This window comes from Frankia torreyi (assembly GCF_000948395.1).
GTDB lineage: Bacteria > Actinomycetota > Actinomycetes > Frankiales > Frankiaceae > Frankia > Frankia torreyi.
This window is the reverse complement of record NZ_JYFN01000059.1, coordinates 1-15439: the sequence shown is the minus strand read 5'-3', so window position 1 is coordinate 15439 and position 15439 is coordinate 1. Positions and strand designations below refer to the sequence as shown.

Sequence of the window (15439 nt, the reverse complement as noted above, 5' to 3'; positions counted from 1 at the left end):
CCGCGAAGCGGTGCGCCGTGTGGTAGCGGATACCCAATGCCCGCCGGCAGGGCGAAGGGGCGCCCGCGGGCGTACCGTAAGAGGGAGTCGATCGTCCGGATCCCGTTCCGGCGACCGGGCGGGGAACGACCGGCGCGGCGCCGGGCCGGACCCCGGGAGGGATCTACGACGATCCCTCGGATCCGCGGTCGACGTGCCGCGGCGGGAAGCGGGAAGGAGGCGGCATGGGCAGCGAAGATCTGGTCTGCGCGAGCTGCTCGGGTCTGGTGATCGAGGGCCGGTGCCCCACCTGCCGCGCGTCGCGCGAGTACCTGCGCCGGAACTCCGTCACGATCTCCCCGCAGCTCATCCTCGCGATCCTCGCGATCATCATGATGCTCACGGCCCTGGCCGTCCGCCACGCCACCTGAGCCCCGCTCGGGCCACGACGCCCACCTTCCGGCCTTCGCGCGTCATCGCCCGGGCGCGTGCAAGCCGGGCACTCAAGCACCCCGACGATCGTTGGCAGTCGAGAAAGTCCGGGTGTGAAATCCGCCGATGCCCGGTTCCTGCCGGTCCTGGAGCGTCGATGTCCGCACCTGTGCTCGCTGGGCGCCTTGGGCGGGCCGGACCGCGCCGCGAAGGCCGGGAACGAATCCGCCGGCTGATCCTGCTCACCACGGCACTCGCCGTGGTCGGGGTCGGGGTGGTCGCGTGCGGCGGTGGATCCGAGCCCGCCGCCGGCGCGGCCGCCTCCACACAGGCAACCGCGGGTCCGGTGACCGGGGAGGCGGCGAGCCCGCGTTCGGGGGCAACCCGGCCGGGCGCCTCGGAAGCGGGGGCGGCTGGGGCAGGGACGGCCGCGCCGGGGCTGCGCACCGTGGTCACGGGGCTCGCCGCGCCATGGGACGTCGCCTTCCTGCCGTCCGGCGAGGCTCTGATCAGCGAACGCGACAGCGGGCGGATCATTCGGCTGCCGGCGGGCGGCGGGCGGGCGACCGAGGTGGCGAGGCTGCCTGGCGTGGTCCACCGCGGCGAGTCGGGGCTGCTGGGGCTCGCGGTCTCCCCGAGCTTCGCGACCGACCGGCTCGTGTACGCCTACTACACCTCGGCCACCGACAACCGGATCGTGCGCTTCCGGCTGTCCGGGGACCGCGCCGAGGCGCCCACCCCGATCCTCACCGGGCTCGCCGACGCCGCGGTCCACAACGGCGGCCGGATCCGCTTCGGACCCGACGGCCTGCTCTATGCCGGAGTCGGTGACGCCGGGGTGCGCTCGCGCGCGCAGGACCGGTCGAGCCTCAACGGCAAGATCCTGCGGATGCGCCCCGACGGCGGCGTCCCGCCGGGCAATCCGTTCCCCAGCTCCCTCGTCTACAGCCTCGGCCACCGCAACGTCCAGGGCCTGGCCTGGGACTCCGCCGGCCGCCTGTGGGCGTCCGAGTTCGGCCAGGACAGGCTCGACGAGATCAACCTGATCGTCCCGGGCGGGAACTACGGCTGGCCCGGCGTCGAGGGCACCGGCGACACCGACGGCGGCCGGTTGCGCAACCCGCTGGCCACCTGGACCACCGCGGAGGCGTCCCCGAGCGGGATCGCGATCCGCGGCGACACCCTCTACGTGGCGGCGCTGCGCGGGCAGCGGCTGTGGGAACTCGACCTGGCCGGGACGGCCGTGCGAGGCCGGCCGCGGGCGCTGTTCACCGGCGAGCTGGGCCGGCTGCGCGCCGCGGTGGCCGCCCCGGACGGCTCGGTGTGGCTGCTCACCAACAACACCGACGGCCGCGGCGCCCCGAAGCCGGGCGACGACCGCATCGTCGCCCTGCGCTAGCCGCCCGCGGCCTCGCCGAGCGGGCGGTCCCGGCACGCGTGGGCTACGGGGCCACGGGTCAGTGGGGCCACGGGTCAGTGGGCACCGAACAGCTCCAGGTAGCGCTTCGAGGATTGTGGGTTCAGGTCCGGTTTGTACAGCGATGACAGGACGTTCGCCGGCTCGGAGGTGTTGAAGTAGGCCTCGTAGGCCAGGTTCGCCGCATTCGCCATGAACGTTTCGTGCATCTTGCTGATGTAGAAGGGGTTGTCCTTCCCGCCGCCGTTCGACCAGGCCACCCCCCACTCCGGGACGGCGAACTTCTTGCCGTGATCATGGGCGAACTTGATCACCGTGCACAGTCCGGACCGCTGGTGGCACTGTCGGCCCCAGCTCGCCTCGTTGATCGACGGGGGATAGAAGTCGTACGCGTCGATGCTGACGACGTCGACGTACTGGTCGCCGGGATAGGCATCCCACACGTCCTGCCCGCTGCCGGGCAGCGTGTCGGCGTGGGCGTTCATGTTCCAGTCGATTCTGACTTTCGGCGCGGTCGACCGGATCGCGGTCACCGTTCGACGGAAGCATGTCTTCCAGGTCTCGACGTCGCGCACGTGCCAGTAGTTGAAGGCGCCGTTGAACTCCCAGCCGAGGCGGACATAGGCGTCGCCCCGGCCGAACTTCGTCAGCGTGGCGCCGAAGGTGCGCCAGTTGGCGTCATAGGCGCCACTGGCGCAGGTGGCCTCGTCGCCGTCCTCGGGGAACGGCGGTTGCGCGATCGACAGTGCGCCGGGGAACTTGTCCTCGGTGAAGGCGGCCGTCGGCCAGTCCGCCGAGACGAGGTTGTACCAGTCCTTACGGCTGGTGAAGACGACCGCAACCCCGATCTCGCGGCCGGTGAACGTACCCCAGGCGTTCACGTCGGTCGGGTAGTTGCCGTTGGTGCCGGACACCCAGTGCNCCCCCGCCGGCGCCGGCTCCGGCGAGCGGGAACAGGCCCCGAGCCCCGCGGCCAGCAGCCCGATGACCAGCAGCAGCAACAGTGGCAGCAACCGCAACCGCGACCGTGGCAGCAGCGGCGAGCGGAGGTGGCCGCCGCGCCCGGGGAGCTGCCGGCCCGCCGACGCCGCCCGCCGCTGCGCGCGGAGGATCCGGGAGCAGGGATCCGCTGCTCGCCGGGCGAACATCACCTGGATGATCATCCGACGGCCTCCCGTGAGGTCCCCAAGACCGAACACCCCCTCGATCGGCAGCGGCCTACATTCTCCCGACCGCGCCTCGGCAATGCGCCATCGAAAAGTCGACCCTAACGTAAGGGTGGATTTTGGTCTTTCCGGGCCCTTGGTGCTCGCCCCTGCGCGGCGGAACGCCGAACTCGGACAGGCACTGCTCCCGTCGCGATGCCGACCGGCACGCTGGCCGAGGAGGCGGTCAGCTCCGCTCGTCAGCCGGCTGGTCCGGGGCACGCCGGGCAGCCCTGGCGCCGGCGATCTGGTCGCGCAGGCGTACCACGTCCCCGATGACGATGACGGCGGGCGAGCCGAGGTCGGCCTCCGCGGCCAGCTCGGCGATGTCCGACAGCACGCCGGTGAGGACGACCTCGTCGGCGGTGCCCCCGGCGTGGATGACCGCGGTCGGCGTGTCCGGGCGCCGGCCGCGCTTGACCAGCTCCCGGGTGANCCCCGCCAGCGCCGCCACACCCATCAGCACCACGACCGTCCCCGGCCCCGTGGCCAGCGCGTCCCAGTCGACGGTGGAGCCGGGATGGGAGGGGTCGACGTGCCCGCTGACGATGGACACGTCCTGGGTGATGCCACGGTGGGTGACCGGGATGCCGGCGAGCGCCGGGACGGCGACCGCGCTCGTCACCCCGGGGACGATCTCGCACGGCAGCCCGGCCGCGGCGCAGGCCAGGGCCTCCTCGCCGCCGCGACCGAAGACGAACGGGTCGCCACCCTTGAGCCGCACGACACCGAGCCCGCGCCGGCCACGGTCGACGATCACCGCGTTGATCTCGTCCTGGGTCAGGTTGTGGCCGTGCGGCGCCTTGCCCGCGTCGATGATCTCGACGCCGGAGCGGGTCTCGGCCAGCAGCTCGCGGGGAGCGAGGCGGTCGACCACCACGACGTCCGCGATCCGCAGCAGGCGCAGTCCGCGCACGGTGATGAGATCCGCCCGGCCGGGCCCGCCGCCGACGAGCGCCACCCAACCCCCGGAGGGTCTGTCCACGCCGGTCACCTCCGTCGCTGTTGCCCTACCGGGCCTGTCCCGCTGCCGGCGCGCGAGTCCCGGCCGCGACGACTCTCCCAGTGTGCGGCCTGACCAGCCCGTTCGGGGCGGATCGCGCCTTCCGTGCGGACGTGCTCAGGCGATGCGCCGGGCGGTGCCCGCCGGGCCGACCAGGACGCGACCGGCCCGCACCTCGACCGGATGGACCGGGATGCGCACTCCTTCGGCGTCCAGACATTCGCCCGTGACCAGGTCGAACGCCTGCTTGTGCAGCGGAGAGAAGACGACCGCGCGCGCACCGCGGGAGCCGACGAGACCGCGGCAGAGCACGTTGGCCCGGGAGATCGGGTCGGTGTTGCCGACCGCGACGACCGGCCCGTCGCTGAGTCGGAACACGGCGACCTGCGCGCCGTCGACGAGCGCGCCGGCCCCCCGGTCCGGGGTGAGGTCCTCCAGGGCACAGACATCGGTCCAGTTCACGCTGACCTCCAGGTGATCTCGGCGGGGTCCGGCAGGACGAGTGCCGGCGTCGCGGCGGGGGCGGGGGCGGCGGCGGCGACGGACTCGTGCGGGCCAGGCTGGCGCACGACCGGCAGGGTCGTCCCGGCGATCAGCGCGGCCCGCTCACCGTCGCGGGCCGGCCGGGGCTGGCCGCGGTCGAGCACGTGCAGGATGTCCGGGTCGGGCGTGTCGGGGGCGTTGACGAACGAGGTGAACCGGCGCAGCGCCACCGGGTCGGCCAGCGTCGCCTTCCACTCGTCCTGGTAGGTGTCGACGTGGTGGGCCATGGCCGCGTCCAGCTCGGCGCAGATGCCCAGCGCGTCCTCGACGATCACCTCGCGGACGTGCGCCAGGCCGCCGTCGAGGCCCTCCACCCACGGCGCGGTGCGCTGCAGGCGGTCGGCGGTGCGCACGTAGAACATGAGGAACCGGTCGATGTAGCGGACGAGGGTCTCGGTGTCGAGATCGGCGGCGAACAGCTCCGCGTGGCGCGGCCGGTGACCGCCGTTGCCGCCCAGGTAGAGGTTCCAGCCGAGCTCCGTGGCGATCACGCCGACGTCCTTGGAGCGGGCCTCGGCGCATTCGCGGGCACAGCCGGAGACCGCCATCTTGATCTTGTGGGGGGACCGCAGCCCGCGGTAGCGCAGCTCCAGGTCGATGGCGAGGGTGGTGGAGTCCTGCACGCCGTAGCGGCACCAGGTCTCCCCCACGCAGGACTTCACCGTGCGCAGGGACTTGCCGTAGGCGTGCCCGGATTCCAGCCCGGCGTCGGTGAGCCGCTTCCAGATCTTCGGCAGGTCCTCGGCGCGGGCGCCGAGCAGGTCGATGCGCTGACCGCCAGTGATCTTGGTGTAGAGGCGGAAGTCGCGGGCCACCTCGCCGATGAGGATGAGCGCCTCCGGGGTGACCTCGCCGCCGGGCAGCCGGGGGATGACCGAGTACGTCCCGTCCTTCTGCATGTTCGCCAGCATGTGGTCGTTGGTGTCCTGCAGCGCGGCCCGCTCGCCGTCGAGGATGTAGCCGTTGTGGATCGAGGCGAGGATCGACGCGACCACCGGCCGGCAGACCTCGCAGCCGCGGCCCCGCCCGTGCTCGGCGACGAGCTGGGAGAACGTCGTGATCCCGCGGACGCGGACGAGCTCGAACAGCTCGGCTCGGCTGTGGTCGAAGTGCTCGCACAGGGCCGTGGAGACCTCGATGCCGGCGGCGGCGAGCTGCTGGCCGAGGATCGTCCTCAGCATCGGCACGCAGCTTCCGCAGCTCGTGCCCGCGTTCGTGCAGCCCTTGATCCCGGCGACGTCGGTCAGCCCGTTGTCGCTGATCGCCGCGCAGATCTGACCCTGGGTGACGTTGTTGCACGAGCAGATCTGCGCCTCGGCCGGCAGCGTCACCCCGGCGCCGGCACCGGCACCGTCGCCGGCCGGCAGGATCAGCCGCGCCGGGTCGTCCGGAACCGCGCCGACGGCGCCGACCAGCGCCCGCAGGGTGCCGTACTCACCGGCGTCGCCGACGAGGATGCCACCGAGCACGCTGGTCGCGTCGTCGGAGAGCACGAGCTTCTTGTAGACCCCGGTGACCGGGTCCGCGAACGTGATCGGCAGCGCGCCGGGCGTCGTGCCGAAGGCGTCGCCGAAGCTTGCCACGTCCACGCCGAGCAGCTTGAGCTTGGTGGACAGGTCCGCGCCGGTGAAGGTCGCCGCGCCGCCGAGCAGCCGGTCGGCGACGACCTCGGCCATCGCGTAGCCGGGGGCGACCAGCCCGTAGACCCGCCCGCCGGCCGCCGCGCACTCGCCGATCGCGTAGACGTGCTCGTCGCTGGTGCGGCAACCCTCGTCGACGACGACGCCGCCGCGCTCCCCGACGGCCAGTCCGCACCCACGGGCCAGCTCGTCGCGGGGGCGGATGCCCGCGGAGAACACGACGACGTCGGCGTCGAGGCCGGCCAGGCCCTCGGGGTGGCGGCCGAAGACGAGCCGGGCGACCCGACCGGCGGCGTCGGCCTCGATCCGCTCCGTGGCGGTGTCGGTGTGCACGCCGATCCCGAGCCCGGTGATGTGGGCGCGCAGCGTCTGCCCGCCGGCGTCGTCGACCTGCGCGGGCATCAGTCGGGGGGCGAACTCGACGACGTGGGTGGTCAGGCCCAGGCTGCGCAGGGCGTTCGCCGCCTCCAGGCCGAGCAGGCCGCCGCCGATGACCACGCCGGTGCCGGTACGGCTCGACCGCGCCGACGCGCTGATCGCGTCCAGGTCCTCGATGGTGCGGTACACGTGGCAGCCGGCGGCCTCGCACCCGGGAACCGGCGGGACGAACGGGACGGACCCGGTGGCAAGCACCAGGGCGTCGTAACGGTAGGTGTGTCCGGGGGCGGTGCGCACCGTACGGACGGCCCGGTCGACGGCGACGACGGGCTCACCGAGGCGCACCCGCAGCCGGGGATGATCGAGAAAGCCGGCCGCGACCAGGCTCAGGTCGTCCGCCGTCGACCCGGTGAAGTAGGCCGACAGGCCGACCCGGTCGTAGGCCGGCCGCGGCTCCTCGGCCAGGACGGTGACGTCCCAGACCTGCCCGGCGTCCCGTTCCCGCACCGCCTCGCACAGCCGATGGCCGACCATGCCGTGACCGACGACCACCAGCGACCGAGCAGACATCCGCGCATCACCCCTGTCCCAGGTCCGATCCAGGGGCCCGCCGCCCTCGGCGGAACCCGCTACGGTCGCTGACCGTACGAGCGGCGGATGTCGCTGCCGACTCAGGTCCACGTCGGTGCGGAAACAAGGCACGCACCCCCGGCCACAGCCGGATGTGAGACTCTCGGCCCGGCCGGGGTGGCCGTCACGGGACCGGGAACGACGCCGGTTAACCGCGCCGTTGCCTGCGGGTAAGCGCCCGGACATCGGGGTGCCTGATCCTGCCAGGGACCTGAGATCGGCGTGGGTCCACAGGCCAGGAGGTCGTCGTCTTGCCAACCCCCAGTTCCGGACGGTCCGAATCCGGTGATGCGGCGGTGGCGGAGCTGCCTCCGCTGCTCGGGTTCACCGTCGGGATCACCGCGGCCCGGCGCCGCGACGAGCTCGCCAACCTGCTCGAACGGCGCGGCGCCCGGGTGGTGCAGGCGCCGGCGCTGCGCATCGTCCCGCTGGCGGACGACGGACAACTGCTCGCCGCCACCCGGGCCTGCCTCGCCGGGCGCCTCGACGCGGTGATCGCCACGACGGCGATCGGCTTTCGCGGCTGGCTGGAGGCCGCCGAAGGCTGGGGCCTCGGCGGCGGTCTGCGCGATCGGCTGGCACAGGCCCGGCTGTTCACCCGCGGGCCCAAGGTGACCGGCGCGGTCCGGGCGGCGGGGCTGACCGAGTGCTGGTCGCCCCGGTCGGAGTCGGGCGCGGAGCTCATGACCCATCTCCTCGCCACCAACCTCACCGGCCTGCGCATCGCCGTGCAGCTACACGGCGAGCCGCTGCCGGACATGGTCGAGGGGCTGCGCGCTGCCGGAGCGGAGGTGGTCGAGATCCCGGTGTACCGGTGGGAGCCACCCGAGGACCTGCGCCCGGTCCGGCGGATGGTGGAGCTGATCGTCACCGGCGGCGTGTCCGCGGTGACCTTCACCAGCGCGCCGGCCGTGCTGAGCCTGCTGGGGACCGCACGGGAGGCCGGCCGCCTCGACGAGACGCTGGCCGCGCTGCGCGCCGACGTGCTGGCCGCCTGCGTGGGACCGGTGTGTGCCGCGCCGCTCGTCCGGCTGGGGATCCCCGTCGTGACGCCGGAGCGTTACCGCCTGGGAGCGCTCGTGCGCACGCTGGCCGACGAGCTGCCGCGTCGGCGGGTGCGCACCGTCGAGGCTGCCGGGCACGTGCTGCGGGTGCAGGGCACGGCGGTGATCGTCAACGGGGAGCCGGTGATGCTGGCACCGAAGACGGCAGCGGTACTCGACGCGCTCGCCGAGCGTCCCGGTCGGGTGCTCTCCCGCGCGGAGCTGCTGCGCCGCACGGGCACCGCGGGGCTGACGGACGAACACGCGGTGGAGATGACCGTCGCCCGCCTGCGCACGGCGCTCGGCCCGGCCGGCCGCGCGGTGGAGACCGTCATCAAGCGGGGCTACCGGCTAGCGATCGCCTGAGTGGGCTTTTCGCCGTTCACCGGAGGCGGTCGGACGACGTCATCGGAAAACGACGTCATCGGAAAACGACGTGCGCCTCCGCCTGGGCACGTTTCCGCCGCTCCGTTGCCGGATCGGCGGTCAGCCGCCCCGGCCGAGCCGCCAGCGCGCCGCGCGATAGGCCCGCCAGCCGGACCGCAACCCGCGGCGGGCACTCGTGAACGCGTCGCGGTGCCCGAGGGAAACCAGGCGCAGGATGTCGGCCGCCCCGGCCGCCCGGTCCACCACCAGCCGACTGATGCCGAAACGGGACTGGGTCGGCTGATGCAGTCGGTAACCGACCTCGCAGGCCGAATCGAATCCGGCCGCCGCGACCACGTGCCGAACCGACGCGCAGTGGTATCCGAATGGATAGGAGAAACTGTCCGGGCTGCGTCCGGTCTTCTCCTCGATCATGCGCCGGCTGGCAGTCACGTCATAGCGGGCCAGCGCCGTGGGCACCACGTCCAGTTCGAGATGGCGATGACCGTGCGAGCCCAGTTCGATGCCCTCCCCCGCGAGGTCGGCCAGGTCGGCCCAGCCCAGCAACGGGAGATTGCGCTCGCTGTAGCCGTCCAGCCAGGTGGCGCGCCGGCCGGCGTAGGCGGTCGGGATGTAGAGGGTGGCGCCGGCGCCGACCGTCTGCAAGGCCGGCAGGGCCGTCGTCACGAAATCCTCGAAGCCGTCGTCGAAGGTGATGGCCACCTGCCGGCGGTGCGGGTGCGCGAGGGCGTCGGTGAGCCCGGTGAGGTGGTAGCCGCCGGCCGCGAGCGCGCCGAGCTGCTCGGCGAACACGCCCGGCGGGACCTCCCAGCTCCGGAAGTCGGCACTCACGGAGTCACCCACGCTGTGGTACATCAGGACGGGCAGGGGCATCGGGGGCGCCTCGTCCAGCACGCCGGAGGCGGCACCGGGCAGCGCAGTCGCCAGGGTGGTCACCTCGTTCCCGTACCCGCGACGATCGCCGTCACGCCCGGATCGAGCTGGACATTTCCGTGCATATACCTGTGTGCATTCATCTGCAGGGACACAGGCCGTACTCCCTCCGCGACGACGGTGCGCAATCGTGGACGAACAGGTGACACGGGCGAACATCCCATCGAGTGAAGTAGTGCGCGAACCAGCCCAGGAGGCCGAAACTAAAACATCGAACGGTCCGCGAACTACCCGGGACTCTACACGCGCATACCGGGCGTGCCAATGGCATCGGGAGATCCGCCGGAGACGTCACCCGAGGGTGGTCTGCACGGTCCCGACCCACTCGCTACACGGCCCGGATCAGGCCGCCGGACGGGTCACTGCCATTTCACCGGGTGTTCATCGCGGCTACGGTCGCATTCAAAGGCACCCGGTAAATCGGGGGAACACGGATGGGCGATCCCCCGGAAGGCATGACCGACAAACGCGAAAGTTGCCGGCCGGGGCGGCGGATAAGATTTTCGATCGACCGACCCGCGCGGGCCTGGAGAGCAGACGGGAACAGCACCGGCCGTTGGGGCGGGTATTCTCACGCCTGGTTCTCGACGGCCCGGCGCCACCGGATCTCGGCATCGATGAAATCGTCGAGCTCACCGTCGAGCACACCGCCGGTGTTCGAGGTCTCGGTGTCGGTGCGCAGGTCCTTCACGAGCTGGTAGGGATGCAGGACGTAGTTGCGGATCTGCGATCCGAAGGAGACGTCCTGGGGGCCGCCGGTGATGCGCTGCTTCGCCGCGGCCTCCTCGGCGCGGCGGCGCTCCAGGAGCTTCGCCTGCAGCACGATCATCGCGGCGGCCTTGTTCTGAAGCTGGCTGCGCTCGTTCTGGCAGGTGACCACGATGCCGGTGGGCAGGTGGGTGATACGGACCGCCGAGTCGGTCGTGTTGACCCCCTGGCCGCCCGGGCCGGAGGACCGGAAGATGTCGATCCGCAGGTCCTTGTCGTCGATGTCGACGTGGTCGGACAGCTCGACGACCGGGGTCACCTCGACGCCGGCGAAGGAGGTCTGCCGCCGGTTCTGATTGTCGAACGGCGAGATGCGCACGAGCCGGTGCACCCCGTGCTCACTGCGCAGCGTCCCATAGGCATAGGGGGCCTTGACCTGGAAGGTGGCGGACTTCAGGCCCGCCTCCTCGGCCTCGGAGGTATCGAAGACCTCGGTGGGGTAGCCGTGGCGCTCGGCCCAGCGCAGGTACATCCGCAGCAGCATCGCCGTCCAGTCGGCGGCGTCGACGCCGCCGGCACCCGCGGAGAGCTGCACGATCGCATCCCGCTCGTCGAACTCGCCGGACAGCAGGGTGCGCACCTCCAGCGCGGAGATGTCGCCGCTGAGCGCCGGCAGATCGGCCGCGGCCTCGGCGAGCAGGTCGTCGTCGCCGAGATCCGCGGCGGCGGCGATGTCGTCGAGCCGGCGGCGCAGCCCCTCCACGCGGGAGATGTCGCCGCGGGTCGACGACAGGCGCCGGGTGACGACCTGCGCCCGGTCCTGGTCGGACCACAGGTCGGGATCCGCGGCCTGCCGCTCCAGCTCCTCGGCGCGACGGCGCAGCCCCTCCACGTCGAGAACGGACTCGATGCCGCTCAGCGTTGCATCGAGCTGCTTGATCTCCTCGGACAGGTCGACGGCCATGGTGTTCACCTTACCGGCGCCTCCCGCCGACCACGGGCAGGACTGATCTTGACCCGATCCGCGACGGACCGCGGCGGACCACGGCGGCCGGGCCGGCCGTCCCTCGGCGCGGGGCCGATCGGGGCGGCGGGAGATCGTCCGTCTACGAACCAACCGACCGCCGCAGATGGCCGGCGACCGCGGCCAACACCGCCCGCCGCCGTCGCGCCGACACCGGGCAGCGGTCGTGAAAAGCCACATCGATGAAACATGCAAAGGCGTGGCGACATCATCCTGAAACACGGGATGCGGACTCGTGAATATCCGGCCAACCGACACCCGCACCGCGGACAATCCTGACGGTAACCGCACCACCCACCCCGACGGGCCACCGCCGGGACGCTGGTCGATGCCAATCCGCGGAGAGATCTGTCCCACATCGCCGAGCGCACACGACCCCGGGCGTTTGTCGTTCCCGAACGATATCTTTGACCACGGCGCTTCGCCGACGAATGCGCCGGGCATCTGGTTCCGCGGGGCAACGTGGTCCCGCGGGGCAACGTGGTCCCGCGGGGCAACGTGGTCCCGCCAGTCGCCGGGCCGCCACCAGGTCATGGTCAGGAGACCAACGAACACGGACACACGGTTAATGCGGGCCGCCAGGAGGCGGAACAGTCAGTGCCGGGCCGCTTGTCAGGGAAAGCGAGGGAGGCCGCCATGGGAACCCAGCTCAGTCAGCAGACCAACCGGGGTACGCAGTTAGACCTGGCGGTTCACCGTCCCGTCGCGCTTCGCCGGCAGGTAGACGGCGGCGCGATCACCCCCACCCGAGCGCGAAGGGTGCCATCGTGGCCGAAGTTTCGAACCGACGGTCCGTACTGGTCGCCACCGGCCTCGCGGCGGTCGGCTCCATGAGCCTGGGAGCCGACGCCACCGCGGACGCCGCCGGGTTGCACGACGCCTGCGCCGCCGCGCTGAGCGCCGCGGTGGACGCCTACGAGACCACCGATCTCAGCGCGACGGCCGCCGCCCTCGTCCCACTCGAACGCACCACCAGGACGGTGCCTCGCGAGCACCGGCTACGCGGGCGGGCCGCCCTGGACTGGATGCGCCTGCACGCCGCCGTGACGACCGCCGCGGCGGCTGTGGCGTACGACCGCGGCCGGCACGCCGACGCCGCCACCCGGGCGGACCGCGCCGCCGCCCTCGCCCGCGCCGCCGGCGACGGGCCGCTCGCCGCACGGGCACTGGCCCTGCGTGCGCGGATGGTCCGCCCGCACAGCCCGGCGGTCGCCCTGCAGATCGCCGGGGTGGCCGCGCGGATAGCCGGGTTCAGCCCCACCCGCGCGCTCATCGCCGGCAAGGTCGTCACGAGCGCGTGCGCGGCCACCGGCGACACCCCCGGGGTGCGCGACGCGGTCGCCCGCGCCTGGCAGACGATGGAACGCCTCGACGACGACGACTTCGGCTCCCCCGGTTTCGCCCTGGAGACCTACTCCCCGGCGGACCTCGCGCTGGCCTGCGCCGAGGCGCTGACCACCGTGGGCGCCGCAGACGAGGCCACACCGCACCTGGAGCGGGCCGAGACGCTCATCGCCGGCTCCGGCCAGACCGGCATGGTGGTCTCGGTGCGGATGGCGCAGGCCCGCGCCGCGCTCGCCCGGGAGATCCCCGACCGGGACGAGGCCGCCGCCTACGCCGGTCAGGCGGTGACCCTGTCCACCGGTCGGCCGGCGCAGTGGCTGGCCCGGCTCGTGCGCGACGTCTCCGAGCTGGCCGACCTGCGCACCGGGCAGGGCCTGGACGATCTCGTCGACGCCACCACCCCCTGGCTGCACGAAAGCTGGGAGGCCGACCGGGACCTGCAGCGGCCGGCGGCGCGCTTCGGCGTCCCCGGCCCGTCCGGCGTCATGGTGCAGCGGGCTGGCGGACCACCGACTGTGCCTGTGCCCCGGCCCGCACTGTGACCGGCCCGACCCCGAGGTAGCCCACGACCGGCAGGTCGACCAGGCGCGAACCCTCCACCTCCACCGTCGTCGCGTCGACGAGGCTGGAGGTGAGGGTCGTGCGGCCGCTCGGGTCGGACTGCCGCTGGTACTGCTCGACGGTCGCGTTGATGTCCGCGAGCGGAAGCTCCTGGAAGGCGTCCGTCGCCGTGTAGATCGCGTTCTCGTCGATGCGCTGCGCGGCGGCGAGCGCCGCGCCGTCCGCGGCCGAGGCGACCGAACGGCGGGCCAGGTAGACGGCGGACACGTCGGTCACGACGACGACCAGCATCGCGGCGACCATCAGGTAGCCGAGCGTGAGGATGAGAATCGTCCCGCCGTCGGCGCCGCCGGGCCCGGCCTGATCGCCGGTCGCGGCCCCATCACCTGTCGCCGGGTTCCGCCGCAGGTCACCAGGCATGTGCTTCTCCCCGTCCGGGATCGCCGGTCGCCCCACACCGGCGTCCTTCGCCGATTCGCCGCCCGACATCCCGCATTATAGGAGAATGCGCCACGTAGGGATCATGGGGCGCGTATACCTCCCCGGGGACGAAGGATCAAGACCGAGCGGGACGAGATCGAGACCCGGCTGGAACGGGAATGCCAGATCTCCGCCGCGCCGCGGAAATGCCCGCCTGTCGTCACGACCCTCGATGTCGTCCGGGATGTGGATGACGATCCGTCACCACTTCGCGTATCCCCTGGTGCCGGTCCCCTGGTGTCGGTCCCCTGGAGCCGGCTGGCCGGCCGCCGCCGCGACCCAGCACGACGCCTGGGTCGAGAACCGGACAGTCCCGCGATTCGACCGCGGAAACCGGACATACTGGCGACGAGCCGCATCGATCAAGGGAGTGGGTGTGCCATCAGGCAGGCGTGTCGGGATCGGAGCCGCTGCCGTCGTCGGCGTGTTGGCGGTGGTCTTCGGTCTGGTCGTGGGGGCGAGCGCGCTCGGTTCGTTCGCGTCGACGTCGGGCGGGCAGATCGCGGTGGTCCGCAACGGTGGCCCGTTCGACAATCACCGGATCCGCCAGATCATCGATCCCGCCTCGTCATTGACCTACGCCGGCATGTATTCCTCGACGCACAACTATCCGGCACAGCAGCGTTACTACACGATCACGTCCGTTGTCGGTGAGAGCGACCGGGGCACGGTCGATGTCGTGACGACACCGTCGAAGGACGGGGTGAGTATGGGGATCGAGGGAACGTTCTACTTCACTCTCAATCTCGACCACAATGTCCTGCGCCAGTTCGATGACAAGTTCGGCACCCGGAAGTTCCCGCTGGCGAGCAAGGGTGGGAAGCTCTACTACGCCTGGTCGGGCGACGACGGCTGGTCCGCGTTCCTCGGCGCCATCATCCGACCGGTCATCGACAACGACCTTCGCGAGCAGATCAACAACTTCACCTGCGCCGACCTCGTCTCCTCCTGCGCGCTGGTCCAGATGGGCGCGCAACAGCAGGCCGGGGCCTCGACGACGCTCAACGCGGCGTCGAGCAACGGCAACATCCAGGCCGTCCAGAACGCGATCAACAAGTCGCTGGCGACCGACCTCAACGCCAATCTCGGTGGCCCGTTCCTGGAGAACCTGCGATTCACCCTCGCCCGGGTAACCCTGCCGGCGAACGTCCAGGGGGCCGTGAACAGCGCCCAGGCCGCGTTTGCACGGATTGCCGAGGCACAGGCACGAGTCGCCGAGGCGAAAGCCGACGCGGAGGCGAACCGCCAGCGCCAGTCGGGTTATGCACAGTGCCCGGCCTGCGCCAAGATCGATGAGCTCAAGGCGATTCCGCCGAATGTGACGACCTACGCGCCCGGGGCGGAGGTCGCGGTCGCCCCGGGACAATACCAGGAACTTAGGTTCTGATCGTGTAGGTTCGAGGGGTGCCGAGACGCGGTCAGGTGAAGGAGAAGCCCGAGGACCGGTTGGTGGACCGGGTCGGGCTGGGGGTGCTGGCGGCGCAGTTCCCGGACGCGCTGGTCGACCGGGTGGTCACCGAGACCGGTCGTCGCGAGAAGCGGACGCGGGACCTGCCCGCGGCGCTGATGGTCCGGTACGTGGTCGCGTTGGCGTTGTTCCCCTCGGATGGCTACGACGAGGTGATGCGGCAGGTGAAGGTCGCCGACGACTGGCTGGCAGACAGTGCCGGGCCGGTGAAGGTGCCGGCGACCACGGCGATCACGAAGGCGCGGGACCGGCTCGGGGTGGCGC

Annotated in this window: 12 protein-coding genes and 1 pseudogene; 6 read left to right on the top strand and 7 right to left on the bottom strand. The window is 72.0% G+C overall.

Annotated elements, in window-relative coordinates; translation table 11 throughout:
* Positions 1-224: 224 nt before the first annotated feature.
* A complete protein-coding gene (locus FF36_RS25440) occupies positions 225-410 on the top strand; it encodes a hypothetical protein (RefSeq protein WP_044887705.1) in 186 nt (61 codons plus the stop codon).
* 158 nt (positions 411-568) lie between these two features.
* Positions 569-1810: a PQQ-dependent sugar dehydrogenase gene (locus tag FF36_RS25435; protein ID WP_242422854.1), complete on the top strand. Its 1242-nt coding sequence runs from the start codon at positions 569-571 to the stop codon at positions 1808-1810.
* A gap of 1410 nt (positions 1811-3220) precedes the next feature.
* On the opposite strand, the pseudogene FF36_RS39005 reads toward FF36_RS25435, so the two are convergent.
* The 4 genes and pseudogenes from FF36_RS39005 to nirB all read right to left on the bottom strand — a co-directional run.
* Positions 3221-3468 (bottom strand): annotated as a pseudogene (locus FF36_RS39005) (uroporphyrinogen-III C-methyltransferase); the annotation flags it as partial.
* 1 nt (position 3469) lies between these two features.
* Positions 3470-4027, bottom strand: a 558-nt coding sequence (gene cobA, locus FF36_RS25425; protein ID WP_242422852.1) for a uroporphyrinogen-III C-methyltransferase, incomplete at its 3' end; no start/stop codon positions are given.
* A 126-nt stretch (positions 4028-4153) separates the two neighbouring features.
* Positions 4154-4498: a nitrite reductase small subunit NirD gene (nirD, locus tag FF36_RS25420; protein WP_044887703.1), complete on the bottom strand. Its 345-nt coding sequence runs from the start codon at positions 4496-4498 to the stop codon at positions 4154-4156.
* A complete protein-coding gene (gene nirB, locus FF36_RS25415; RefSeq protein ID WP_044887702.1) occupies positions 4495-7167 on the bottom strand; it encodes a nitrite reductase large subunit NirB in 2673 nt (890 codons plus the stop codon). Before nirB ends, nirD begins: the two co-directional genes overlap by 4 nt.
* A gap of 311 nt (positions 7168-7478) precedes the next feature.
* On the opposite strand from nirB, the gene FF36_RS25410 reads away from it, so the two are divergent.
* Positions 7479-8636 (top strand): uroporphyrinogen-III synthase, encoded by a 1158-nt coding sequence (locus FF36_RS25410; protein WP_044887701.1) that lies wholly within the window; start codon positions 7479-7481, stop codon positions 8634-8636.
* A gap of 120 nt (positions 8637-8756) precedes the next feature.
* Here the strand turns inward: FF36_RS25410 and FF36_RS25405 are convergent, their stop codons facing one another.
* On the bottom strand, positions 8757-9593 hold the full coding sequence (locus FF36_RS25405) for a polysaccharide deacetylase family protein (RefSeq protein ID WP_052681426.1): 837 nt from the start codon (positions 9591-9593) through the stop codon (positions 8757-8759).
* Positions 9594-10161: 568 nt separating this feature from the next.
* Positions 10162-11262: a peptide chain release factor 2 gene (gene prfB / locus FF36_RS25400; RefSeq protein ID WP_044887729.1), complete on the bottom strand. Its 1101-nt coding sequence runs from the start codon at positions 11260-11262 to the stop codon at positions 10162-10164.
* An 827-nt stretch (positions 11263-12089) separates the two neighbouring features.
* Here prfB and FF36_RS25395 point away from each other — a divergent pair.
* Positions 12090-13208, top strand: coding sequence for a hypothetical protein (locus tag FF36_RS25395; protein ID WP_044887700.1), 1119 nt, complete (start codon positions 12090-12092; stop codon positions 13206-13208).
* Here FF36_RS25395 and FF36_RS25390 read toward each other — a convergent pair.
* Entirely contained in the window at positions 13150-13647 is a 498-nt protein-coding gene (locus tag FF36_RS25390) for a pilus assembly protein TadG-related protein (protein ID WP_044887728.1), read from the bottom strand. The two genes, FF36_RS25395 and FF36_RS25390, sit on opposite strands and share 59 nt — an antisense overlap.
* A gap of 436 nt (positions 13648-14083) precedes the next feature.
* On the opposite strand from FF36_RS25390, the gene FF36_RS25385 reads away from it, so the two are divergent.
* Together FF36_RS25385 and FF36_RS25380 are read left to right on the top strand one after the other, a co-directional pair.
* Positions 14084-15094 (top strand): SPFH domain-containing protein, encoded by a 1011-nt coding sequence (locus tag FF36_RS25385; protein ID WP_044887727.1) that lies wholly within the window; start codon positions 14084-14086, stop codon positions 15092-15094.
* A 17-nt stretch (positions 15095-15111) separates the two neighbouring features.
* A partial coding sequence (locus FF36_RS25380; protein ID WP_199865497.1) for a transposase domain-containing protein occupies positions 15112-15439 on the top strand: 328 nt, incomplete at its 3' end.

Excerpts from the sequence above, each read along its gene's own strand:
- nirB (WP_044887702.1), bottom strand. The coding sequence starts at position 7,167 with ATGTCTGCTCGGTCGCTGGTGGTCGTCGGTCACGGCATGGTCGGCCAT.
- FF36_RS25440 (WP_044887705.1), top strand. The coding sequence starts at position 225 with ATGGGCAGCGAAGATCTGGTCTGCGCGAGCTGCTCGGGTCTGGTGATC.
- FF36_RS25390 (WP_044887728.1), bottom strand. The coding sequence starts at position 13,647 with ATGCCTGGTGACCTGCGGCGGAACCCGGCGACAGGTGATGGGGCCGCG.
- FF36_RS25435 (WP_242422854.1), top strand. The coding sequence starts at position 569 with ATGTCCGCACCTGTGCTCGCTGGGCGCCTTGGGCGGGCCGGACCGCGC.
- prfB (WP_044887729.1), bottom strand. The coding sequence starts at position 11,262 with ATGGCCGTCGACCTGTCCGAGGAGATCAAGCAGCTCGATGCAACGCTG.